Origin of the sequence: Tenacibaculum xiamenense (assembly GCF_964513065.1) — a bacterium.
Classification (GTDB): Bacteria; Bacteroidota; Bacteroidia; order Flavobacteriales; family Flavobacteriaceae; genus Polaribacter; species Polaribacter xiamenense.
Genome location: NZ_CAZEQU010000011.1, coordinates 1 through 22175, shown reverse-complemented (window position 1 = coordinate 22175; position 22175 = coordinate 1). Strand labels below are relative to the sequence as shown.

Sequence of the window (22175 nt, the reverse complement as noted above, 5' to 3'; positions counted from 1 at the left end):
AAAACAAGAAAAAACATGAATACTAAAATAGAACAATTACAAGATAAAATAGCGGAAGCAAAAGTAGGAGGTGGTCAAAAAAGAATTGACCGACATCATAGCAAAGGAAAGCTAACCGCGCGTGAACGAATTGATTATTTATTAGATGAAGGATCGTTTGAGGAAGTAGGAATTTTGGTAACCCACCGAACTACAGATTTCGGGATGGAAAATCAGAAATTTTATGGTGATGGTGTGGTAACTGGATATGGAACTGTAAATGGAAGACTAGTTTACGTATTTGCGCAAGATTTTACTGTGTTTGGAGGTTCGTTGTCAGAAACTCACGCGGAAAAAATCTGTAAAATTATGGACTTGGCAGTGAAGGTTGGAGCGCCATTAATTGGATTAAACGACTCTGGAGGAGCGCGTATTCAAGAAGGAGTTCGCTCGCTAGGTGGTTATGCGGATATTTTCTACAGAAACGTTCAGGCATCGGGAGTAATTCCTCAAATTTCGGCAATTATGGGACCTTGTGCTGGTGGAGCGGTGTACTCTCCGGCAATGACGGATTTTACCATCATGGTTGAAAATACGAGTTATATGTTTGTTACTGGACCGAATGTGGTAAAAACAGTAACGAATGAAGAGGTAACTTCGGAAGAATTGGGAGGAGCAAGTGCGCATTCAACCAAATCTGGGGTAACTCATTTAACTTCGGAAAATGATGTACAATGTCTAGAAGATATTAAAACATTGTTGAGCTATATGCCACAAAACAATCAAGAAACCACTCAGAAATTACCTTTTGAATTAGGAACGGAAATTAGAGAGGAATTGAACAATATTGTTCCTGATAATGCCAACAAGCCTTACGATATGCGGGCGGTGATTGATGGTATTGCTGACTCGAATTCATTTTTTGAAATTCATAAGGATTATGCGGACAATATCGTGGTTGGTTTTGCACGTTTAGGAGGAAGAAGTATCGGGATTGTAGCAAATCAACCTATGAGTTTAGCAGGTTGCTTGGACGTAAATAGTTCGAAAAAAGCCGCTAGATTTACTCGTTTTTGCGATTGCTTTAATATTCCGTTGTTAGTATTGGTAGATGTTCCAGGGTTCTTACCAGGAACGGATCAAGAGTGGAATGCCATTATTACCAATGGAGCGAAGTTGTTATACGCCTTAAGTGAGGCAACGGTGCCAAGAATAAGTGTGATTACAAGAAAGGCTTATGGTGGTGCTTATGATGTAATGAACTCGAAACATATCGGTGCAGACATGAATTTTGCTTGGCCTTCAGCAGAGATTGCCGTAATGGGAGCTAAAGGAGCGAGTGAAATCATCTTTAAAAAAGAAATCGCGGAAGCCGATGACCACGAGGCTAAATTAGCCGAAAAAGAAGCGGAATATGCAGATAAGTTTGCGAATCCTTATCGTGCAGCAGAACGTGGTTTTGTGGATGAGGTAATTTTACCTGAAGAAACAAGAAGAAAGTTGATCAAGGCTTTTGCTATGTTGGAAGGTAAAAAGGTAGAGCAACCGAAAAGAAAGCATGGAAACATTCCGTTGTAAGAATGTTGTATAAATAATATTTAAAAACTGCCTTATTAATTTAGGGCAGTTTTTTTGTTGTATAAGTATATTAGTATAAGAATGTATTGAGGAAAAGTTATATTTGTGAGTAAAGAATAAGTTGCATTGGGTTTGAAAAAAGTAATATTAAGTTTATTAGGAATTGGGAGTTTACTCTTTTTATTTATATGGGTTTTTATAGGTAAAAGACCTAATAAAATACTTGTTGGAGACGCTATCAATAAAGAGAAATATATTTTAGATTCTATTTATCAAGCAGAAAAATTCGACACAAATAGAATATATGAACCGTTAAGTTTAAATTTTAACGGAAAACCAATTTTTTCAATTGGAGAGAAGTTGAAAGAGGTAGATTCTACTTTAACCTACAGAATTGATCCAAATTCAGATTACCAAGATTATTTTCCATTAATTAGAGACTATCTTATTACTGAGGATAAACTTTCACTTTACAAGATTGGAAAGTATTCATATGTAACTGCAATGGTTTATTTTTCCGCAGAAGGAAAATCTAACAGAATTTTTAATGTTAGTGGGTGTTGGGGATTTCAAGTTTATGATCCCTTGATTCTTGATAAGATGGAAACTTGGTTTACTGAAAATCTATTTCCAGAGTTAAAAGATAAATTCGAATTTAGAAATCATTGGAATTATAAAATAGAAACCCAAAATCAAGTGGAATTATTTGATTTAATTAAGAAAGATGAAAGTTGGGTGTTGAATTACAGGGTGAAGCTGAAATAAAAATATCTAAAAATCCATCATATCAATATTGGGAAAAAATGAAACAAGAAAATACATTTAAAACAAAGACAGGATTTTGTCATGTACTCCCGGATAAGATAGTTTTATCAAGAGATGGAATTATTGGTAATGTTGCAAATGTAACAGTTGGTAAGAGCATAACAAGGATTTTAATTCTTTATGGAGTTATAACGATAGGGCTTTTATATGTTGCTATTGAAGGATTTCGAAATGGAAAGATGTTGGAGCCCATATTATTTGTTCTACTAGGGACTTATCTAGTTTATGGTATTTTTACTAGTATTAACAATTCGGCTACACCAATAATCAATCGACAAAAAATTAAAGAAATACGATTCAAAAAGGCATTTAAAGGACTTAGTCGATCAAGATTTGAAGTGTTATTTGAAGATGAAAAAGGAAAAATAAAAAAACGTTTGATCATGCTTCCTGGATCGATGACAGGAGGTGATCGAGAAACTAAAAAAGCTCTTAAAATAATGAAGGACGAAGGGCTTATTGATTGAAAAAACAACTACTTAAAAAGAGCTATTAATACCATATTAAATAAAAAATGAAAGAGACAAAAACAGATATAGAATTCTTAATCACAGCTTTTACTTATTCTTTTGCTTCTTTGAATCAAAGTTTCTATTTAAGAAAAAGAGATCTTAAGGTAATAGGGGGTCACATTTTTGATTATTCGTTGATTTCGGAATGTAAGGCAGAGTATAATTCGGGATTGACAAAGAAGGAAGAGAGGGATATAAAGGAAGCTATTATTGCAAATGAAAAAGGGTACGATACTCATATTTTTATTCCAAGATTAACAAAAGAGGAAAGGTTTGAAATGATAGCTGATTTCATAAGTTCTACAGAAAAATTCAAGGAAAGACTTGAAGTTAATTACCAAACTTTAGTTGATTCGACAAAGAATTATGGTATAGAATTCCATCGAAAAGGAATCAAGGTTGGTGTAGACATGGAATATCTTACAAATGGAATTGAAGAAGAGAATTTTAAATCAAAATGGACAGAGTTCTACAGGAATAAAACGAAAAATATTGCTCTAAAATGGCTGGAGCGTCAAGTTGTTGAAATAGAAAACAAAAAACTATAAATTATGAGTGAAAAAGAAACCTTAAATAACATACTGAGTAGAATATTAAAATGGATGCCTACCTTGGCAATAATACTATTTTACATTCCAAATGCTTTGGATAAAATTATTAATCACGATCAAACTGGAAAAATTGTGGAGAGCAGTGCTGTTATGATTACGGCAGGTCTTTTTATCTTAATTGGAATAGCTTTTTTCCTATTTAACAAAACAATACTTATTGGAACATCAATGTTAGTTTTATATATGAGTTTTATCGTGCTCATTCACACGTACAAAGAAAAACCTTCCGAAATTGTTATTCTAATTTTAATAGCGACCATATTTGCTGTATATATCAGAAAACCAAAGCTGTTCAACATGAACTACTAATTTTACAGCTTTGCTAAAGTTTTAAGATATAGGCGTAGTTTAATTGAACAAAAACTGAAAAATAAACTACATTCAATTCTTCAAAGCTTATAGCAAGCTACCTAAATTAACGTATATTTAAACTGTAACTGTCAGTTATACAATGGAAAAACTAAAACTATAAACAAATGAAAAACTATTTAAAAGGACTTATCAAAGAGATGATTCCTGTTTTATTGGGGGTATTACTTGCTTTATGGATAAACAACTGGAATGAAAATAGAAAGGATAGAAAATACATAAATAACTTCTACTTATCTCTAAAAAAAGAATTTCGTGATACTGATGAAGAAATAACAAAGAAATTGCCTTATCAAAAGGTATTACTCGATACTTTGGAAGTTTATAAGAATGATGAGACTATTTCATTATTGGAAGTTGTTGAAAAGGCTAATGGAGTAAATGGACCAAATATTAAACTGAATTATTGGAAGGCATTATCAAATTCCAAAATAGAATTGCTTGAATACAATAGACTTTCCATTTTGGCGGATATAGAAAAAGGCAATGAACTTTTAAAATATAAGACAAACAAACTCCTTGATTTTGTGTATTCTAATTTGACCGAAACGGGTAAAAAAGAAAAAATGATGCTAAGAATAATGATTATTGAATTAATAACTACTCAAAAAGAAATACAAAAAGAAATTCGAAAAATACTGAATGAATAGGTAAAACGAATCAATGATTTTTAATTGAGAAAGAGTAATTTTAAAGCATCAAATAACAATATAAAGAATCATAAGAAAAAACAAACACTATGAACTACGAAGAACATTTTAAAATTTCATGTGAAAAGAGAGAGCATTACTGGAAATCTGTTGGAGAGTTATTTTCAGACGTTGTTGGAAATATGATAAATCCTTCTTTTATGGGAGGTCCAAGATGGCCATCGTTAAGACAAGCACATATCGGAATTCAATTAGAAAACGGAACCATTATCGCTTCTGATGGGTTGAGTGATCCTTATGATGATTACGACACCAATGCTGATAACAAAGATTACAACGGTGTCGGTATTGAACTTTATACAATTACAGATAATAAATATCAAAATATCCAAGAAATTATTGATTCTTGGGAGTTTAAAATATTAAGGCAGGTAAGTGGTATGGCGGCAGCAAATCCGAACATATCGTATACCTTAAATGACTATACCTACATTTCCTCGGTAGTAAACGGGATTGACTTACCAAATCAATTCTTAGGCGACAATGGAGAAGTTGGTGTTTTATTAGGATTGAAAACAAATGAGGTTTCCAGTAAAATACAATTAAGTATTGAAGAGGTATCTCTAGTTAATGTGTCGATTTTGACTAAGAAGGAACTAGATTTTATCATGGAGAATGGAGCCAAAGGAAGAATTGAAATTGCAGAAAAGCTAATGAACCAAGGTTACTATAAGTTGTCTACTAATCGTAAATCTGTGGTGTAATCGTTATTTATAGGATTTCATACGATAATGCATAAACAAATAACATAAAAAAAGCTCAATAACGATGATTATTGGGCTTTTTTGTGCAATTTTGATGAAAATTAATCAACTAACACAAAGCAAAAATTGCTTTTTTAAATAAGGAGGAATGGGGTTATTTTCGAATTTATTTGGTAAAAAGAAGATTCAAGGGAGAAATAAGAATGTCTTTTATGCACAACAAGATGATTTAATGAAACAAGCATCACTCGATGCTCAAAAGAACTTCAAGTATTTTTGGAGGGAATTGTATTGGGAATATAGAAGAATCGTTCCTGGACATGACTTTGCCATGGTTAAAGTTCCGTTTCAACAAAAGTTTCCAAGAGAAAGAGAACCGCTTGTAGAGCATATGTGGGTAAATAATATTGCCTTTGATGGTGAAGTGATTACTGGAGAATTAGTGAATCAACCTAACAGATTGACCAATGTTGATAAAGGAGATATTATTACTCGTAAAATCGATGAGATTGGTGATTGGATGATTTCAATTCAAGGAAAAACTTATGGAGGATTTACCATTCAAGTAATGCGTTCTGGTATGAATGATCAGGAAAGAGAACATCATGATAACACATGGGGACTGGATTTCGGTGATTATAACGAGGTTTTACTTGTTCATAAGCAAAAGGAAAATCCAGAGAATCTTGTAGAGCATCCAATGAGTAAGAATATGGTCGAAAAAATGCGCGAGTTTTTAAAAGAAAATCCTGAAGAACTAACCATTATTGATGAAAATGGATTGTCTCTTTTGCATAAAGAAGCCATCGCAGGAAATCGGACTACTATCGAAATCTTATTAGAACTGGGAGCTGATAAAACCGTAAAATCTACTGCTGGAAAAACAGCTTTGGAATATGCAGAAGCTATGGGCTGGGAGCATTTGCTTGAGGTGCTTAAGTAAGAAATTGAGAAAACGACTCCCCGTCAAGAATCTTGAATATGATATTGCGTTAAAAATCAGAAAATGAAAAAAATGCTATTAATACTTACAATAGGTTTCTTTAATCAATATTTATTCTCTCAGGAAATAGTCGATTTTAAAGAAATATATGTTTATGATGAATTGGTGTATAAAAATGTAAATGATATGCTATTCTCTGGAATGGCACAGAAGAAAAGAAAGAATGGTCATTTGGTTTACGAAGAAACTTATGATAACGGAGTTATCTTATCGAGTAAACAGTATTTTAATGGAAAAGAAGTAAGAGTTTCAAATGAAACAATTTATAATTCGAGGAAACCTAATGTTGTTTCGAAAGAAAATGATTATAGATTGGATAAGTCTCTTTTCAGAACCATAACTTATGATGAAGATGGAAAGAAAATTTTTGTTCAGATTTTTAATAAAGGAAAGTTAACATATAGTTGTCAATACAAAGGAAAAAAGAAGCACGGAATAGAGTTGGAATATGATGAAGAAGGAGAAAAACTTGTTCGTAGAGCAATCTATATTGATGGAAAGAAGAATGGGAAAGAATATTGTGTGTGTAAAAAAGGAAAAGAAACGATAACCGAATATAAAAATGGGAAAAGAATTAAGAATAAATGAAAACAGGAATCATAACAGGATGTAGCAGAGGAATCGGTTTTGCTATTACTGAACTTTTAACCAAAGACGAAGGCATTAAAATTATTGGGACTTCAACTTCTGGAAAACACTCCATCGAAAGCTCAAACTTTGAAGGATATCAGTTAAATCTTGGAGATAGTGAATCTATTCAAAACTTTACGAGCAAGATAAAAGACCTTAAAATCGATTTTCTAGTTAATAATGCAGGGATTTTATTAGAAAACTGGAATGAGTCTACCATCAATCTAGAGCAATTAAAACAAACGTTTAATGTAAATTTTTTTGGTACAATCGAGTTAACAGAGACTTTGCTTCCCGCTTTTCAAAAGAATGGACAAATAATTAATGTTACGTCTGACTGGGGTTCGTTCAGTGAAAAGAATTTTGATGAATTTCAACCACATTATAAAATGTCAAAAACGGCGTTGAATATGTATACCAAACTTCTAGCGAAGAGATTAGAAAATCAAAACATAACGGTTTCTTCTTTAGATCCAGGATGGACGCAAACTGATATGGGAGGAAACGAAGCATCCAGAAAACCTCAAGATGTTGCTGTTGATGTGAGAAATTTGTTAGCCCAAAATATCGAAAGCGGTTATTTTTGGCATCAAGGGAAGATAAGAGCGTGGTAAACTTTGATTTCGCTTTACAATAAAACAGAAATAACTAAGAGCTTTGAAAATGCACCCACTACGAAAACATATTGAAGAAATTGTAAGTCTAACTGATGAAGAGTTCGATTTTGTTTTAAACCATTTTGCCTATGTTAAAAAACGTAAGCACCAGTATATTGTTCAGGAAGGAGAAGTTGTATCGAAAGAATTTTGGATAATAAAAGGATGCTTAAAAAGTTACTTTGTTGATGATTCAGGTAAGGAGCATATTCTTCAATTCGGAATGGAAAATTGGTGGATTACAGATTATGAGTCTTTCGTGAAACAAAAGAACTCTAAAATTTATATTGATTGTATTGAGGATAGCGAGTTATTATATATATCCTTTGAAAACAGAGAAAAACTAACCGCTCAAATGCATAAGATGGAGCGCTTTTGGGCAAAAAAAAGCAAGTTAGGGCGAATAGCCCTTCAGAATAGAGTGCTATCCTTATTAAGAAATTCAACCAAAGAACGCTATGAACTTCTTCTCGAGCAATACCCAAAACTTTTTCAGCGTGTTCCCAAAAAAATGATAGCCGCCTATTTAGGAGTTTCTAGAGAAACTCTAAGTAGATTGAATTCATAATATTTCTTTTCTGGTTTAATTTTTACCAAATAAGCTTTAAAGTGAAACAAAAAATACACTGCTGCTTTTTTCATTTTTCAAAGCTGTAAAATGGTTGCATAGCCATAGCTATGGAATTGTTTTTCAATGAAGAGAAAGGGGAGTATGAACAAGTATTCAAGTCATATTTTAAGGTTGATTTGGTATTAATGTGATATACATCACACTAAATACGTGATAAACCTCCTTTCTATCGTTCTAACTTCTCCTCAATTTTGTATAACAATTAATTTAATAAAAAGTTATGCCATACATTAACATTAAAGTTACCGACGAACAGGTAACAACAGAACAAAAACGTAGATTGATAGCTGGGGCCACCTCATTAATGGTTGAGGTTCTTAATAAAAATCCAGAAACAACTCATGTGGTAATTGAAGAGATTCCTGTCGAAAATTGGGGGGTTAATGGAAAACAATATTTAGGAACTAAAAAATAATTGAAATGGAAAATAAAACAGTAATAATAACGGGAGCATCATCTGGAATTGGTAAAGAAATAGCCAAATATTTCATAGAAAGAAGGAGTAACGTGGTTATGAACTCTTCAAATGAAGAAAATTTAAGAAAGAGTTATGAAGAATTAGGCGCCCCTTCGAATGCAGTTTACCTCGCTGGAGATATTAGTAAAAAAGTAACAAGCGAAAAACTGGTACGTTTGGCTTTGAAAAAATTTAAATCCATTGATGTATTAATCAATAATGCAGGAGTATTTTCTCCCAAACCCTTTTTGGAAGTTGAAGAAAAAGACTTAGAGTTTTATTGGAATATTAATTTAAAAGGAACCTATTTCGCTTCGCAGGCAGTAATTCCTGAAATGATCAAACAAAACAATGGCTCAATAATAAATTTAGGTACGGTTTTAGTCGATCATGCAATTGAAGGGTTTCCTGCCTCAGCTCCCCTTACAAGTAAAGGAGCTATTCATTCGTTGACTAGACAATTGGCTACTGAATTTGGTAAAAACAACATTAAAGTTAATACAATAGCTCCAGGAATTATTAGAAGTCCTTTGCAAGGAAAAATAGGAGTTGAAAATGCCGATAGTTTAGCTGGATTGCATTTGTTAAAAAGAATAGGAGAAGCACATGAAGTAGCTGAAGCAGCATATTATTTAGCTAATTCTGGTTTTATTACAGGAGAAACTATTAACGTAGCTGGAGGGCATACCATTGGGCATTCACTATAAACAGGTAATTATGTACAAGGAAAACATTAGAGAAATTGAAAGTTTAATAGAAAACTATTTCGAAGGAATTTTTTATGGAGAAGTTAAGAAATTAGAAAACTGTTTTTATGAAAATACGTTAATTCATGGCGACATAAAAGGTGAGGCCTATTTGAAAAAAGTCAGCGATTATATCGATGGAGTCAAGAATAGAAAGAGCCCATCTGAGTTGAATGAAACGTTAATGATGAAAATTATTGGAGTTGAAGTAATGGGTAACATTGCTATGGCTAAATTACATGTGCCAATGTTAGGGTATAATTATTATGATTATCTGTCATTGGCGAAAATCGATAATCATTGGAAAATTGTGAATAAAGTATTTACTCATGTAGCATAAGAGAGTTGCATTTGTTTTCTAAAGGAACATAGATCCTTAAATGGGTTCTATGTTTCTTTGGAATTATAATCAATCTAAAATAAAACCCTAACTTTAGTTCCTCAGGTGTTAAAACAGCTACAATGAAAACGAACTTTAAGTTAATCTTTTTAATCATCCTATTTATTTCTTGTTATGAAGCTTTCTCTCAGAAAATTGTTGAGCAGTACAAGCCTTTAAAGAATGATAGCATAAGAATTGGAAAAGGAGATAAAGACTTCTTGCCTTTTATCAAAAGTGGATATACACTAATGCTTCCAAAAGCGAAGGCAGTGAAAGGAGTTCTTATTTTTCTAGAAGATTCAGAGTATGATAAAAAGAACAGGAGTGCCAAGCAAATGTATCAACAAGCAGATAAAAACAGCTTTGCCATATTGTCTGTGTCAACAGAAATTCCTCTTGACTTTTATTTTGATAAATCATCCATGCTTTCTGCTGAAGAGTTAATTAAAGAGGCTTTTTTTAAACATAATTTACCTAATGAGAACGTATTCTTTTTAGGTGCAAGTTTAGTTGGGCATAGAGCCATGAGATATATTAAATATATGAAGGAATCTCCTGCTGATTTTCAACTCAACATCAAAGGAATTGTAATGTGCAATTTTACTTTAGATTTTACTAGAAAATGGCATCAGCATGAACGTGATATTCGTATTAACAAAATCAATCTTTGGGAACCGAAGTTTATGAACTATATGCTAGAAACTCATTTAAAAGGCACACCTGAAACTGCCTCGCGTCACTATCATGATTTCTCTTCATATAGTTATTCCAATCCTGAAAACAATAATGTTGATCTATATAAAGACTATGCGATTAGAGCTTATGCTGAACCTGCAATTAACTACAGATTAAAAAGGTATTTTAGAACTCTCTACGAGAACAACGTAACGGATATCGTCGGCTTTTTGGCGGAACTTAATCTTCGAGGAAATGAAAATACCGAATTAATCATTTTGCAACCTGACGACAATCCATCGAAAAAGAAGAACACCCAAGCCACATGGAATGCTATTGATAAAGAAGAAATGATTAAGTGGATTTTAAAACAAACAACAGATTCAAATGATTAAGGATAAAGAATTAAAAGATTGGGAAGCATCTGGAGTTTATATCAACTCGAATAAGGGGAACGGACTAAAAATATTTGCAAAAGAAGTAGGGATTTCTTCAGCCTCTTCTGACAAGACACTATTATTATTGCATGGCTTTCCTGAGAGTTCCTTTTCCTATCATTTGGTGTTAAATGGATTGTTAAAGCATTTCGAACGTATTGTTTTATTTGATTTCCCAGGCTATGGTTTTAGCGATAAGCCCATAAAAGGATATTCGTATTCATTATTAGAACAAGCGGATATAGCCTTGGAGGTCTGGAAGCATTTCGGTATTGTTGGAGGGCATTTATTGGCGCATGATATGGGAAATAGTGTGGCAACTGAACTAGTGGCTAGAGAAGTTGAAAAAAGCCTTCCAAATACATTCTCTGACGGATTTAAGAGCTATACGTTTACCAATGGAAGTGTTGTTCTTGAGTTAGCAGATTTAAGGATAATGCAGAAGTTATTGTTAACAAAACTCGGGAAATACCTAGCTAAAATCTCTACTAAATGGATTTTCCGACATCAAGTAAGAAGCGCACATGGTGATAGCCCACTCGATGAAAAAGAAATTAAGCGATTATGGGATATGACCACCTATAACAAAGGAAAACGAGTGACCTATCTTACCATAAAATACATTTTTGATAGAAGAAAATACGAAGCAAAACGTTGGTTACCTGCATTAAAAAATACAGAAATTCCTGTACATATTTGTTGGGGAGACAAAGATGAAGTAGCAAAAGTTGAAATAGCTTATTATTTAAAGGAGAAGGTTTGTCCGAACGCACAACTCACCATTATGAAAGGCGTTGGACACTTCGGGCAATTAGGTTTACCCAGTATCTGGCTAGATTCAGTCTTGTCTTTTTATCATGGTTAAAGAATAAAATAATAATTCAAAACTCAAAATTAAAGCAGTGTCATTTCGAAGAAGGCATCGACTGAGAAATCTTATTACTATTTTTAGTACCGATGTTAGTTTAGATTTTTCCTAAAGTCGAAATGACTCGTACTCATAATTCAAAATTCAACATTTACAATTAAAAACAAGGTGTTTACGGGAACCCGCAAGGAAATTTCAACTGTTTTTTATAGCTTGGCCTCGTAAAGAAAAAGCAAGACTAAAAAATTAACGAAATACTACAAATTCTAAAGAACTATCTATGTTTTAACCACATACTTCAATATTTCTTTTCTTAAGTAATTTTTTCCTTTTTTAATACTGCTTTTTTAATAGTTAATTGAATGGATAGCAAGAGCCTAAAAGGTTCGTTTATTCGAAAATATATTAGAGATAACTGGTGTGTTTGTAGGGATATACTGGTTGTCTACAAGATGAATCCAGTGGTACAAGTAGTAAATTTGGTTTTAGTAACACATATGTCAATGTTGAAAACCAAAAAGAGCTTTTTCTTACCTTTGCCTTGGAAAATGTAGTGAAAAGATTGTGAATAAAAAAAATGAAAACTGACTTACCAGAACAGTGAACTTTATTAAATTGTAGGGTTAAATAAAGAATAATGATTAATAAAAGGATTGATATAGAGAAAATTGATTTTCAGCTATTTGAAGTAAAGGCGATTGATAGAGATAATCCTAAACCAGCTTCTTTTACCCATTATTTACACAACCACAAGAATGGAGTTTCTCAGTTTTACAAAAAAGATGCTATTTCTTATGTAAAAGAGACTCTTGAAAAAGAATATCCAACAGAAAAAGTCACAAATAAAGTAGCGGAAGAAGCTTTACAATATTTAATTTTTGACCTCAATAAATCTGTTCCATTTCCAGCACCTGAAAAACCAAAATTCAAATTTATTGACCTTTTTGCGGGAATCGGAGGATTTCGATTGGCATTTCAAAACCTGCAAGGAAAATGTGTTTTTACAAGCGAATGGGACAAATATTCAAAACAAACTTATAAAGCCAATTTTGGAGAAATTCCATTTGGAGATATAACTAAACCTGAAACAAAAAAATATATTCCAGATAATTTTGATGTCCTTTGTGCTGGTTTTCCTTGCCAAGCGTTTTCAATTGCAGGAAGACGTGGTGGATTTGAAGATACAAGGGGAACACTGTTTTTTGATGTTGCTGAAATTATAAAAAATAAACAACCAAAAGCAATTTTTCTCGAAAACGTAAAAGGTTTGAAAAATCACGATAAAGGAAAAACATTAGAAACAATTTTAAACGTGCTTCGAGAGGATTTGGGCTACTATGTGCCTGAACCACAAATTATCAACGCCAAAGAGTTTGGTGTGCCACAAAATCGTGAGCGTATTTTTATTGTAGGCTTCCATCAAGATACTGGAATTACCGACTTTAAATATCCAAAACCAGTTAATAAAGAAATAGTTTTAGAAGATATTTTAGAGGAAAATGAAGTTTCGGTTAAGTATTATCTTTCAACTACTTACATAGATACTTTAAGGAAACATAAAGCAAGACATGAAAGCAAAGGAAATGGATTTGGTTATGAAATAATACCAAATGATGGAACTGCGAACGCTGTTGTTTGTGGAGGAATGGGAAGAGAAAGAAATTTAGTATTTGATGATAGATTAACAAATTTCAAACCAGTAACTAATATTTCCGGAGAAGTAAACCGAGAAGGGATTAGAAAAATGACACCTCGAGAATGGGCAAGGTTGCAAGGATTTCCAGACAATTTTAAAATTATAGTTTCAGATGCACAAGCGTACAAACAATTCGGAAATTCAGTTGCCGTTCCTGCTATTCAAGCAACTGCCGAAAAAATAATAGAAAAACTTAACGGCGAATGATTACTGGAAATAAAGGAGAATGGAGCGAAATTTATGTTCTCTTTAAATTACTAGGTGACAAACAATTATTTCTTGGAAACAAAGACATTGAAAAGTTAAAAGGTTTAGTTTATCCTATTATCAAAATACTTCGAACCGAAAACAACGGTAATTTTGAGTATTCTATTCAAGATGAGATTATTTTGGTTTCGGGAAGTGAAAAAGTTTTGAAAATCCCAATTTCAGAATTTAAAGACAGAGCTCTTTTTCTCTTAAAATCAATTAGAGAAAATAAGAAAAGGACTTTTTCTGTTCCAGAAATTGAAGAGTTTATGCATAGCATAAATTGTATTTCATTGAAAGCTAGCTCTTCTGCAAAAACTGATATTACAATTGTTGTTCACGATCAAAGAACAAATCAACAACCAACATTGGGATTTAGCATAAAATCTCAACTTGGAAGTCCTTCCACTCTATTAAATGCAGGTAAAACAACAAATTTTATCTATAAAATTGCTGATTTAAATTTAACGAAAAGTGAAATTGAACAAATTAATTCAATTACTTCGAGAAGTAAAATAATGGATAGGATTGCTCAAATTAAAGCAAAAGGAGGTTCATTGGAATTCTCAAAAACAGAAAAACAAATTTTTTCAAACAATCTTGTTTTAATAGACAGCTTATTACCACAATTACTATCTCAAATAGTTTTTGACTTTTATTCAAGTAAATTTTCGCTCTTGACAGATTTAGTTAATAAAGTTTCAGTCAAAAACCCATTAAACTTTGATACAGAGAACGAACATAAGTTTTATGAATATAAAGTAAAACGCTTCTTAACAGATGTAGCGTTAGGAATGATGCCTTCTAAAGTATGGAGTGGTAAATATGATGCAACTGGTGGATACCTGATTGTTAAAGAAAATGGTGAAGTACTTTGTTATCATATCTACAATAGAAACGAATTTGAAGATTACCTTTTCACGAATACAAAGCTTGACACTGCAAGTAGTTCTAGACACGAATTTGGGCAGATATATACAGAAAATGGAAATCTATACTTCAAGCTGAACTTACAAATTAGATTTATATGATTAATGAATTTATAAAAAATATAAAAATACTTCAACAGCTAAAGGACAATAATGTTTATAAAAAATACATCGAATATATAAGATATCCTTACTTTAGAAACTTAGCACCAGATTCCAAAATTACATTTGATTTTCCTGTTACATTTCTTGTAGGGAAAAATGGAAGTGGTAAAAGTTCAACATTACAGTCTCTTTATGGTTGTCCAAAAGGGTATAGCCTTGGAGATTATTGGTTTACTACTGAGTTGGATCCAATTAAAGAATTTGACAAAAATAGAAATTGTTTTATTTATGGACATAAGAATAATGGTTCAGTTAATGAAGTGATAAAACAAAGAATTCACCGAGATAAAAACCCTGATTATTGGGAAACTGCTAAGCCAATTAAGCGTTACGGTATGTCAAACTCTCAAAGGTTTTCTCCAATTGAAAAAGATGTAGTTTATCTAGATTTCAGAACAGAACTGAGTGCCTTTGACAAATTCTTTCATTTTTTGAAATTTTATTCTAATACACATAAATCTAAACAAGATTTTCTTCGTTTCTATACCAATAAGCTTAAAGAGGCATTTGATACTAATAAAATTATATCTTATTATACGCCAAACAGAAATAAACCGAAAGTAATTTTGACAAAAGCTGAAACTAAGATAGTTTCAGAAATCTTGAGAAAAGAGTTTGAATCTATTGAAATTATTGAACACAATCTGTTTAAAGATTGGGGAACTTCAATTCGATTAAAACAAAAAAACATTAATTATTCAGAAGCATTTGCTGGAAGTGGTGAAACGGCGATAGTTATTCTTGTTCATAAAATATTTAGTGCCTCAAACGAAAGTTTAATATTATTAGATGAACCAGAAACATCTCTACATAGCGGTGCTCAAAAAAGATTGATGTCGTTTTTAATAAAAGAATGTATAAAGAAAAAACATCAAGTAGTTATTTCTACTCATTCACCTTTTCTAATTGAGAATATGCCTAATGAATCAATTAAAGTGTTTTCTACTCTCAATACTACTGGTAAATTCGTAATTGATAATGATAGAAATTATAGAGAAGCTTTCCATGAATTAGAAATAGAAAACACCAATAAAAAAATTATTCTAGTAGAGGACAAAACGGCTCAAATCCTAATTGACAAAACCATTGAAAAATTAGGAAAAGCTACACAGGACATTTTTGTAACAAAATATCTTCCTGGTGGTGCTGATGATATAAACCAAAGACTTACTACAATTATGGAAATTACCGATGATACATATGTAGTATTTGATGGAGACCAGAAGAAACTTCAAAAACCAGTTGATTTGAACTTAATGCCACCCAATCAACAAGATACTAGTAAAAAATTAAAAGAATTAATAAAATCTCAAACTGGTTGCGATGTAAAGTTTTATTTGAACGGAGGGGATCAGTCTAAAGAATTGAAAGAAAAGGAAAGTCTAAAACTGGCAAAAAAATATCTAGAATTTTATAAAAGAAATGTCTTCTATTTACCACTTTCTATTCCTGAAGATATTATCTGGGATAAAAAATTTGCAAAGAAGTTGCTAAAGCTAATGAAACCAGAAAAAGACTTTTCTCTTATTAAGAAGACTTCATCGAATTCTAAAGAGTTACTATTCAATTTTTGCATTGAATGCTACGGTGATAGTGATCAGTACGAATCTACAGTTCTTCAATTTGTTTCTAATTGGATTAATAAGGAAGATTCTAATTTTAGAATAGTAAAAGATTTAATTAATAAATTGAAAAATTAAACGGGTAAGCGAATGCTAAGAACCATGCATAAAATTATAAAAAGGTATATCTTTTGTTAGCGCAACAAATAGAATGAAAATAAAGTGCGAAAACACAACTTTGTGTGTAATTAATAACGATTTAAGTATTAAAACGAATGTATAAACATAAAATAAAGGTAGGTGCAAAACGAAAAGGTTTGTGATTAGAAATCCTCGACTACTCATAGCTAAGAACATTTTACAACAATTTGATAGACAATTTAGAATAGAATGAATATCAATAGCGGTATAAAAAGTGCCCTAAAACCGAAACTTCTTACGATTTTCTTTTTTCTCAGAATGCTGTTTTTTCGCATCTAAACGTTTCCTTTTTGATGCTTTACTAGGCTTTGTTTTCTTTCTAACTTTAGGAACAATTAGTGCTTGTTGAATCAGATTTAAAAAACGTTCAATCACCAATTCTTTATTCCTGTGTTGCGAACGACTTTCCTGAGAGGTCAATATGATAATCCCATCTTTTGACAATTTACCAGATAGCTTTTTTAAAAGCCTTTCTTTTTCATTGTCTGAAAGTCCTTCAGAAGTAGCAATAGAAAAATGAAGTTCTACTTTAGAAGAGACTTTATTTACATGCTGTCCACCACTACCAGAACTACGAATTGCCTTAAAGCTTAGCTCTTTTAAAATCTGGTCTTTTTGCATTTTAGAAAAGATCAGGAGTCATTGAATTATCTTGATGCATAAAGTGCATGTCCAAATCAGTGAGCGTTTTTGAAAAAGAGTACAAATTTTCTTTGCCAGCAAGTAGTTTATCAATTACTTCCACCGCTTTTTTTAATCGGGTTTCCTTATCTCCTTTTAATAAAACATACGGTCGATTGTACTTTTTAAGTGCATTTTCAAAAGCGTTAAACATTTCCAATCGTTGCTCAGGTCGGTCTCTTAAATCATCAGCTTCCCAAGGAGTGTCAATATAGGTTAAAAAGTAAATATCATAAGAATTAGAAATAGCAGCTTCATCAAGAATTGGATCTACAAAACCTCCATAATATTCTTCAGAATACACCTTTGTTTCTAGCAAATCGGTATCACAGATCAATACCTTATCAGCCTTTTTTGCTAGTTCATTTTCCAATTTCATTTGTCCTTCAGCAATAGGTAATAAATCGCTTTCTTCGCAAGTTTTACGCTCGTTGTTCCATTTGTCTTGCAAATATTCTCTTGCGTATTCAGGAGCCCAAACGGTATTGTAATGTCTAGCTAATTGACCAGAAAGTGTCGTTTTTCCCGTACTTTCAGGACCGAATAAAACGACTTTAACTAGATTAATAGGTTGCTGTTTATATTTTTTTTCCATGCTTTATATCCTAAGATTGCAATAAATGTAAATACGAAATACTGGAAACTTGTAAAGGTAAATCCCTTATAAAAATAGAGCGGGACCGAAATAATATTACCAATAATCCAGTAAATCCAATTCTCTATTTTTCGTCGTGCCATTAACCACATCCCTACAAAAAATATGGCAGTCGTAATGGTATCGGCAAAAGCAGTCCAATCATTCCATTTATCAAAAATTGTATATACTAAATAAACAAATCCAAGTGTTGCGATAAAAATCATCACACTAATTTGTTTTTCCATTGATGAGGTTCTGGATATTGGAGTTACACTACTATCATCCACTTTACGTGTCCAAATATACCAACCATAAACACTCATAATAAAGTAATAAGCATTAATCATCATGTCTCCCAATAGTTCCCATTTTAAGAGTAAGTATACGAAAATAGCCGTACTAATCATTCCAGTTGGAAACACCCAAATATTGTTGTTTTTGGAAAACCAAACAGATAAAAAACCGAAAATAACGGCTGTAATTTCTAATGCGATGTCTATGGAGTTATATGTGGTATATTGACCGAAAAGAAAATCAAAAACTTGGCTCATAATCACTTCTATCAGATTTAACAATCTTTATAAATATAAGCCCATTGTCTATTAGTTCAAAAACATTTTTTATTTCCGAGTTTAACAACTGCATTACTTTGTCATAATCTCCATAAACCTGAGTGCTCAATGGATTCTCCAAAATGGTTAATCCTGAAGTTCTAAGTTTTTTAATAAAGTCAATTATTGGTTCTTCAAATTCATTTTGAAGTGGAGATAAAGTAAGTTCTACTGAGATGTTCATTCATAAAAAATTGAATAACAAAGATAAGCCTATTTATCGAATAGGCTTTTTAACTGCTTTTTGGTTGTTTTTTTCATGTTTAAATCAATTTCAGCTTGCATGTTTTCTGAAAGTTCAATTATATCATAATATTTTTGGTTTTTTAATTCGCTAATAATAATAGCACTTGTTTTACCCAAAATAGGAATGTTAGAGAAATCTAAGTTATCTCTTAATCTTGGATATGAGAGGAAAGAGCGAATACTATCGTATTTAATGTAAACCTGAAATCCAGAAAAGTTATTGCTATCATCTTTTAGTTTGAAGCTTACAGGTTTTGTGTTGTTGATGAAACGATCAATATTAATCCAATTCCAAGAGTTTTCTTTTATTACAAAAAAATCGTAGTTATTTAAATTACTCGAAGAGTTCGAGTATATTCCTAACAAGTCATTACCAGTATTTTCATTGTAATTTGAGATTGAATCGTTACTTATTATTATCTCTTTTGTAATTCCTCCATTAAAACGAACAATTGCTCTCGTAAAATTCTGATTGGTAATATCCCAGGAAATATTTCCAAGTGAATCTTCTTTCGAAAGAAAAATATCATTGTCTTTTAACCTTCCTTTTGGTGGGTAAACAATAATTTTAGCTCCTTTTTTAAGTTTTATTTCTTTTCCATTAGAGGTAAACACTATTTTTAAGACACCTGAGGTTTCTAAGAGTTTATTGTCGGTAGTTAATGTTTGTATATTTCGATACAATATTTCTTTAAAATCGTAAAGTTCTATTAATTCAAGTTGAACCTTGTCATTTTCACTCAGTTCGAAATCATTTCTATCATAATGAATTTCAGTACCGTGCTTCCCTTTAATCTCCTTATACACTAAAGTGTCTAAATCAATAATTTGTGGTTTTTCAGTGATAAAGTCAGCAAGTTCATTTTTAGGAACAAAGGGTGCAATCGGTTCTTTTTTACAGTTTATAAAAGCAATAGAAACGATTAGCAATAAAAAGTAATAGAATTTCATAGTAATTAATTTTGATGAAATATGAAGTCAACAAAACTCGTACCAGAAATTATGGAAATGATAAATTATTTAGTGCGTGCTTTTGAAAACACCTATAACTAATGAATTAAGTTTAAAAAGAGAATTAATATAAAGTTATGCGACCCTGAAACCAGTTCAGGGTGACATTCTATGGAGTCTAAATTCCTTTTTGTTTAATACGCATACACACAAGTAAAGTCTTCAATTTCTAAAAACTTAATATCATACTCCGAAGTTTGCCCTTCATACAATATTTTACCAGTGGTTTGGTTGGTTTCGAATGAAAAATCTTCAATATACATATGGTTTAAAAACAAGAGTTTCTTTTTACCATATATTTTATACAGGCTTTCCTTAGCTCCCCATACAATAGTTAATTTACTCACCAAAGCATCATGATTGGCAATTGATTTATATTCTTCAATTGGAGTAAACTTATGTGCGATTTTTACAATCTTATCGCGTCTTTTTTCAATATCAATTCCTACAGGAGTGTCCGATGAAACAATAATTCCAGTGAAAGTAAAAGAATGTGTAATAGAAATGTACTTACCATCTTTTAAATGAGGTTTTCCAAACTCATCATAAACAAGATCATTATCAGTATACCCAACAAGTTTTAATAAATGCCGTATGCTTAAAAAGCCTCTTTGATGTAAGTCAGATTTCATTCCATTAACTCTATTTTGACTAGCATCGGTTAAGTTAATTTCAGAAGATAAATCATTGAAAGACTCTTCTATTTTCCAAATTAACACTTTAGTGTTATTATTAACATTTACAGTTTTGTAGAGTGGCATAAGTTAAAAAGTTATTCCGTAACTTTGTAGCTCGAAAGTTTGATATAAAATATACAAAAAAATATGAGCACAAATACAGCTACATACGTTCCATACAAAGTTAAGGATATTTCTTTAGCTGACTGGGGAAGAAAAGAAATAGAATTGGCAGAAGCTGAAATGCCAGGGTTAATGAGCTTACGTGAAGAGTATAAAGATGAGCAACCTTTAAAAGGTGCTAGAATTGCAGGATGTTTACACATGACTATTCAAACGGCAGTTTTAATTGAAACTTTACAGGCTCTAGGAGCTGAGGTTACTTGGAGTTCTTGTAATATCTTTTCTACTCAAGATCAAGCTGCTGCTGCGATTGCTGCTGCTGGAACGTCGGTATATGCTTGGAAAGGAATGAATGAAGAGGAGTTTGATTGGTGTATTGAGCAAACATTATTTTTTGGAGAAGATAAGAAGCCATTAAACATGATTTTAGATGATGGTGGAGATTTAACCAATATGGTTTTAGATAAATATCCTCAATTAGTTGATGGAATTAAAGGTTTATCTGAAGAAACTACTACTGGTGTTCACCGTTTATACGAGCGTATGAAAAACGGTACCTTACCAATGCCAGCAATCAACGTAAACGATTCTGTAACAAAATCTAAATTCGATAACAAATACGGATGTAAAGAATCGGCTGTTGATGCGATCAGAAGAGCTACAGATTTAATGTTAGCTGGTAAAAGAGTAGTTGTTTGTGGTTACGGAGATGTAGGTAAAGGAACCGCTGCTTCTTTTAGAGGTGCAGGTAGTATTGTAACAGTTACTGAAATCGATCCAATTTGTGCGTTACAAGCAGCTATGGATGGTTTTGAAGTAAAGAAATTAGAAACTGTTGTTGGAAATGCTGATATCGTAATTACAACTACAGGAAACAAAGACATCGTTCGTTCTGAGCACTTCGAAGCAATGAAAGATAAAACGATTGTTTGTAATATCGGACACTTTGATAATGAAATCGATATGGCATGGTTAAACGGAAACCATGGAAATACGAAGGTTGAAATCAAGCCACAGGTAGACAAGTATACTATCGATGGTAATGATATTATTGTATTGGCAGAAGGACGTTTAGTAAACTTAGGTTGTGCAACTGGACACCCAAGTTTTGTAATGTCTAACTCATTTACAAATCAAACGTTAGCACAACTTGAGTTATGGAACAATTCTGAAGCTTACAAGAACGAAGTATATATGCTTCCTAAGCACTTAGATGAGAAAGTAGCAAAATTACACTTAGCTAAAATTGGAGTTGAGTTAACTGAGTTACGTCAAGATCAAGCTGAGTATATTGGAGTAACTGTTGAAGGACCATTCAAACCAGAACACTATAGATACTAGAAAATCGATAAAGATTTTTAGCATCAAGAATCATATAAAAAATCCCGTAGCTATGCTGCGGGATTTTTTGATTAATGATGGTTTAACTTGTCAGATCGAGCGGAGTCGAGATCCAAACCTTTTTCATATGAAAATACTTAATATGAATTTGAAGTAAGTATTATTAAACTTAAAAGGTGTCACTTCTGTAAAGGTTAACTAATTCGTTGACAAAATTTTATATTTTGCCATGCGAATAAATACAGATGATTTAACATTGGTTCGAAGTTATTT

The 22175-nt window shown here is 32.0% G+C and carries 26 protein-coding genes; 20 read left to right on the top strand and 6 right to left on the bottom strand.

The genetic code is table 11. The features are described from left to right. The first annotated feature begins 15 nt into the window (after positions 1-15). From ACKTTV_RS03395 to ACKTTV_RS03305, 19 genes are all read left to right on the top strand, one after another. Positions 16-1557, top strand: coding sequence for an acyl-CoA carboxylase subunit beta (locus tag ACKTTV_RS03395; RefSeq protein ID WP_408029406.1), 1542 nt, complete (start codon positions 16-18; stop codon positions 1555-1557). 132 nt (positions 1558-1689) lie between these two features. After that, on the top strand, positions 1690-2322 hold the full coding sequence (locus ACKTTV_RS03390; protein ID WP_408029405.1) for a hypothetical protein: 633 nt from the start codon (positions 1690-1692) through the stop codon (positions 2320-2322). A 38-nt stretch (positions 2323-2360) separates the two neighbouring features. After that, positions 2361-2849, top strand: coding sequence for a phosphoribosylaminoimidazolesuccinocarboxamide synthase (locus ACKTTV_RS03385; RefSeq protein ID WP_408029404.1), 489 nt, complete (start codon positions 2361-2363; stop codon positions 2847-2849). 47 nt (positions 2850-2896) lie between these two features. Then, on the top strand, positions 2897-3442 hold the full coding sequence (locus ACKTTV_RS03380) for a hypothetical protein (RefSeq protein WP_408029403.1): 546 nt from the start codon (positions 2897-2899) through the stop codon (positions 3440-3442). Between the two features lie 3 nt (positions 3443-3445). Beyond that, on the top strand, positions 3446-3814 hold the full coding sequence (locus ACKTTV_RS03375) for a hypothetical protein (protein ID WP_408029402.1): 369 nt from the start codon (positions 3446-3448) through the stop codon (positions 3812-3814). Positions 3815-3981: 167 nt separating this feature from the next. Further along, on the top strand, positions 3982-4524 hold the full coding sequence (locus ACKTTV_RS03370) for a hypothetical protein (protein ID WP_408029401.1): 543 nt from the start codon (positions 3982-3984) through the stop codon (positions 4522-4524). Positions 4525-4613: 89 nt separating this feature from the next. Further along, entirely contained in the window at positions 4614-5288 is a 675-nt protein-coding gene (locus ACKTTV_RS03365; RefSeq protein ID WP_408029400.1) for a hypothetical protein, read from the top strand. 148 nt (positions 5289-5436) lie between these two features. Next, positions 5437-6231: a DUF2314 domain-containing protein gene (locus ACKTTV_RS03360; protein ID WP_408029399.1), complete on the top strand. Its 795-nt coding sequence runs from the start codon at positions 5437-5439 to the stop codon at positions 6229-6231. 63 nt (positions 6232-6294) lie between these two features. Next, entirely contained in the window at positions 6295-6879 is a 585-nt protein-coding gene (locus ACKTTV_RS03355; RefSeq protein ID WP_408029398.1) for a hypothetical protein, read from the top strand. Further along, complete coding sequence (locus ACKTTV_RS03350) at positions 6876-7535, top strand: SDR family NAD(P)-dependent oxidoreductase (RefSeq protein WP_408029397.1); 660 nt, start codon at positions 6876-6878, stop codon at positions 7533-7535. Before ACKTTV_RS03355 ends, ACKTTV_RS03350 begins: the two co-directional genes overlap by 4 nt. Before the next feature lie 49 nt (positions 7536-7584). Continuing rightward, entirely contained in the window at positions 7585-8145 is a 561-nt protein-coding gene (locus tag ACKTTV_RS03345) for a Crp/Fnr family transcriptional regulator (RefSeq protein ID WP_408029396.1), read from the top strand. A gap of 283 nt (positions 8146-8428) precedes the next feature. Further along, complete coding sequence (locus ACKTTV_RS03340) at positions 8429-8623, top strand: tautomerase family protein (RefSeq protein WP_408029395.1); 195 nt, start codon at positions 8429-8431, stop codon at positions 8621-8623. A gap of 5 nt (positions 8624-8628) precedes the next feature. Then, positions 8629-9372: an SDR family NAD(P)-dependent oxidoreductase gene (locus ACKTTV_RS03335; RefSeq protein ID WP_408029394.1), complete on the top strand. Its 744-nt coding sequence runs from the start codon at positions 8629-8631 to the stop codon at positions 9370-9372. 10 nt (positions 9373-9382) lie between these two features. Beyond that, on the top strand, positions 9383-9751 hold the full coding sequence (locus tag ACKTTV_RS03330) for a nuclear transport factor 2 family protein (RefSeq protein ID WP_408029393.1): 369 nt from the start codon (positions 9383-9385) through the stop codon (positions 9749-9751). 122 nt (positions 9752-9873) lie between these two features. Beyond that, the gene (locus ACKTTV_RS03325) at positions 9874-10863 is read left to right on the top strand and encodes a hypothetical protein (protein WP_408029392.1); all 990 of its coding nucleotides are present in this window, start codon (positions 9874-9876) and stop codon (positions 10861-10863) included. Beyond that, positions 10856-11770, top strand: a complete 915-nt coding sequence (locus tag ACKTTV_RS03320; protein ID WP_408029391.1) for an alpha/beta fold hydrolase — start codon at positions 10856-10858, stop codon at positions 11768-11770. The genes ACKTTV_RS03325 and ACKTTV_RS03320 overlap by 8 nt, the downstream gene beginning before the upstream one ends. 640 nt (positions 11771-12410) lie before the next feature. Then, positions 12411-13676: a DNA cytosine methyltransferase gene (locus ACKTTV_RS03315; protein WP_408029390.1), complete on the top strand. Its 1266-nt coding sequence runs from the start codon at positions 12411-12413 to the stop codon at positions 13674-13676. After that, complete coding sequence (locus ACKTTV_RS03310) at positions 13673-14749, top strand: HpaII family restriction endonuclease (RefSeq protein WP_408029389.1); 1077 nt, start codon at positions 13673-13675, stop codon at positions 14747-14749. The genes ACKTTV_RS03315 and ACKTTV_RS03310 overlap by 4 nt, the downstream gene beginning before the upstream one ends. Continuing rightward, positions 14746-16512, top strand: a complete 1767-nt coding sequence (locus tag ACKTTV_RS03305; protein WP_408029388.1) for an ATP-dependent nuclease — start codon at positions 14746-14748, stop codon at positions 16510-16512. The genes ACKTTV_RS03310 and ACKTTV_RS03305 overlap by 4 nt, the downstream gene beginning before the upstream one ends. Before the next feature lie 282 nt (positions 16513-16794). On the opposite strand, the gene arfB is transcribed toward ACKTTV_RS03305, so the two are convergent. The 6 genes from arfB to ACKTTV_RS03275 all read right to left on the bottom strand — a co-directional run bounded on the left by arfB (position 16795) and on the right by ACKTTV_RS03275 (position 20522). Next, positions 16795-17196: an alternative ribosome rescue aminoacyl-tRNA hydrolase ArfB gene (arfB, locus tag ACKTTV_RS03300; protein WP_408029387.1), complete on the bottom strand. Its 402-nt coding sequence runs from the start codon at positions 17194-17196 to the stop codon at positions 16795-16797. A 1-nt stretch (position 17197) separates the two neighbouring features. Then, complete coding sequence (locus tag ACKTTV_RS03295; protein ID WP_408029386.1) at positions 17198-17851, bottom strand: AAA family ATPase; 654 nt, start codon at positions 17849-17851, stop codon at positions 17198-17200. Beyond that, on the bottom strand, positions 17815-18444 hold the full coding sequence (gene pnuC / locus ACKTTV_RS03290; RefSeq protein ID WP_408029385.1) for a nicotinamide riboside transporter PnuC: 630 nt from the start codon (positions 18442-18444) through the stop codon (positions 17815-17817). Before pnuC ends, ACKTTV_RS03295 begins: the two co-directional genes overlap by 37 nt. Next, positions 18428-18688 carry a hypothetical protein gene (locus ACKTTV_RS03285; protein WP_408029384.1) on the bottom strand — a complete coding sequence of 87 codons (261 nt, stop codon included), beginning with the start codon at positions 18686-18688 and terminating at the stop codon, positions 18428-18430. Before ACKTTV_RS03285 ends, pnuC begins: the two co-directional genes overlap by 17 nt. Positions 18689-18717: 29 nt before the next feature. Then, on the bottom strand, positions 18718-19701 hold the full coding sequence (locus ACKTTV_RS03280) for a hypothetical protein (RefSeq protein WP_408029383.1): 984 nt from the start codon (positions 19699-19701) through the stop codon (positions 18718-18720). Positions 19702-19895: 194 nt separating this feature from the next. Next, positions 19896-20522, bottom strand: a complete 627-nt coding sequence (locus ACKTTV_RS03275; RefSeq protein ID WP_408029382.1) for a 4'-phosphopantetheinyl transferase family protein — start codon at positions 20520-20522, stop codon at positions 19896-19898. A 63-nt stretch (positions 20523-20585) separates the two neighbouring features. Here ACKTTV_RS03275 and ahcY point away from each other — a divergent pair, with 63 nt between their 5' ends. Beyond that, a complete protein-coding gene (gene ahcY, locus ACKTTV_RS03270) occupies positions 20586-21902 on the top strand; it encodes an adenosylhomocysteinase (RefSeq protein WP_408029381.1) in 1317 nt (438 codons plus the stop codon). Positions 21903-22175 lie beyond the last annotated feature (273 nt).

Excerpts from the sequence above, each read along its gene's own strand:
- ACKTTV_RS03395 (WP_408029406.1), top strand. The coding sequence starts at position 16 with ATGAATACTAAAATAGAACAATTACAAGATAAAATAGCGGAAGCAAAA.
- ACKTTV_RS03385 (WP_408029404.1), top strand. The coding sequence starts at position 2,361 with ATGAAACAAGAAAATACATTTAAAACAAAGACAGGATTTTGTCATGTA.
- ACKTTV_RS03380 (WP_408029403.1), top strand. The coding sequence starts at position 2,897 with ATGAAAGAGACAAAAACAGATATAGAATTCTTAATCACAGCTTTTACT.
- ACKTTV_RS03375 (WP_408029402.1), top strand. The coding sequence starts at position 3,446 with ATGAGTGAAAAAGAAACCTTAAATAACATACTGAGTAGAATATTAAAA.
- ACKTTV_RS03370 (WP_408029401.1), top strand. The coding sequence starts at position 3,982 with ATGAAAAACTATTTAAAAGGACTTATCAAAGAGATGATTCCTGTTTTA.
- ACKTTV_RS03365 (WP_408029400.1), top strand. The coding sequence starts at position 4,614 with ATGAACTACGAAGAACATTTTAAAATTTCATGTGAAAAGAGAGAGCAT.
- ACKTTV_RS03360 (WP_408029399.1), top strand. The coding sequence starts at position 5,437 with ATGGGGTTATTTTCGAATTTATTTGGTAAAAAGAAGATTCAAGGGAGA.
- ACKTTV_RS03355 (WP_408029398.1), top strand. The coding sequence starts at position 6,295 with ATGAAAAAAATGCTATTAATACTTACAATAGGTTTCTTTAATCAATAT.
- ACKTTV_RS03350 (WP_408029397.1), top strand. The coding sequence starts at position 6,876 with ATGAAAACAGGAATCATAACAGGATGTAGCAGAGGAATCGGTTTTGCT.
- ACKTTV_RS03345 (WP_408029396.1), top strand. The coding sequence starts at position 7,585 with ATGCACCCACTACGAAAACATATTGAAGAAATTGTAAGTCTAACTGAT.
- ACKTTV_RS03340 (WP_408029395.1), top strand. The coding sequence starts at position 8,429 with ATGCCATACATTAACATTAAAGTTACCGACGAACAGGTAACAACAGAA.
- ACKTTV_RS03335 (WP_408029394.1), top strand. The coding sequence starts at position 8,629 with ATGGAAAATAAAACAGTAATAATAACGGGAGCATCATCTGGAATTGGT.
- ACKTTV_RS03330 (WP_408029393.1), top strand. The coding sequence starts at position 9,383 with ATGTACAAGGAAAACATTAGAGAAATTGAAAGTTTAATAGAAAACTAT.
- ACKTTV_RS03325 (WP_408029392.1), top strand. The coding sequence starts at position 9,874 with ATGAAAACGAACTTTAAGTTAATCTTTTTAATCATCCTATTTATTTCT.
- ACKTTV_RS03320 (WP_408029391.1), top strand. The coding sequence starts at position 10,856 with ATGATTAAGGATAAAGAATTAAAAGATTGGGAAGCATCTGGAGTTTAT.
- ACKTTV_RS03315 (WP_408029390.1), top strand. The coding sequence starts at position 12,411 with ATGATTAATAAAAGGATTGATATAGAGAAAATTGATTTTCAGCTATTT.
- ACKTTV_RS03310 (WP_408029389.1), top strand. The coding sequence starts at position 13,673 with ATGATTACTGGAAATAAAGGAGAATGGAGCGAAATTTATGTTCTCTTT.
- ACKTTV_RS03305 (WP_408029388.1), top strand. The coding sequence starts at position 14,746 with ATGATTAATGAATTTATAAAAAATATAAAAATACTTCAACAGCTAAAG.
- arfB (WP_408029387.1), bottom strand. The coding sequence starts at position 17,196 with ATGCAAAAAGACCAGATTTTAAAAGAGCTAAGCTTTAAGGCAATTCGT.
- ACKTTV_RS03295 (WP_408029386.1), bottom strand. The coding sequence starts at position 17,851 with ATGGAAAAAAAATATAAACAGCAACCTATTAATCTAGTTAAAGTCGTT.
- pnuC (WP_408029385.1), bottom strand. The coding sequence starts at position 18,444 with ATGAGCCAAGTTTTTGATTTTCTTTTCGGTCAATATACCACATATAAC.
- ACKTTV_RS03285 (WP_408029384.1), bottom strand. The coding sequence starts at position 18,688 with ATGAACATCTCAGTAGAACTTACTTTATCTCCACTTCAAAATGAATTT.
- ACKTTV_RS03280 (WP_408029383.1), bottom strand. The coding sequence starts at position 19,701 with ATGAAATTCTATTACTTTTTATTGCTAATCGTTTCTATTGCTTTTATA.
- ACKTTV_RS03275 (WP_408029382.1), bottom strand. The coding sequence starts at position 20,522 with ATGCCACTCTACAAAACTGTAAATGTTAATAATAACACTAAAGTGTTA.
- ahcY (WP_408029381.1), top strand. The coding sequence starts at position 20,586 with ATGAGCACAAATACAGCTACATACGTTCCATACAAAGTTAAGGATATT.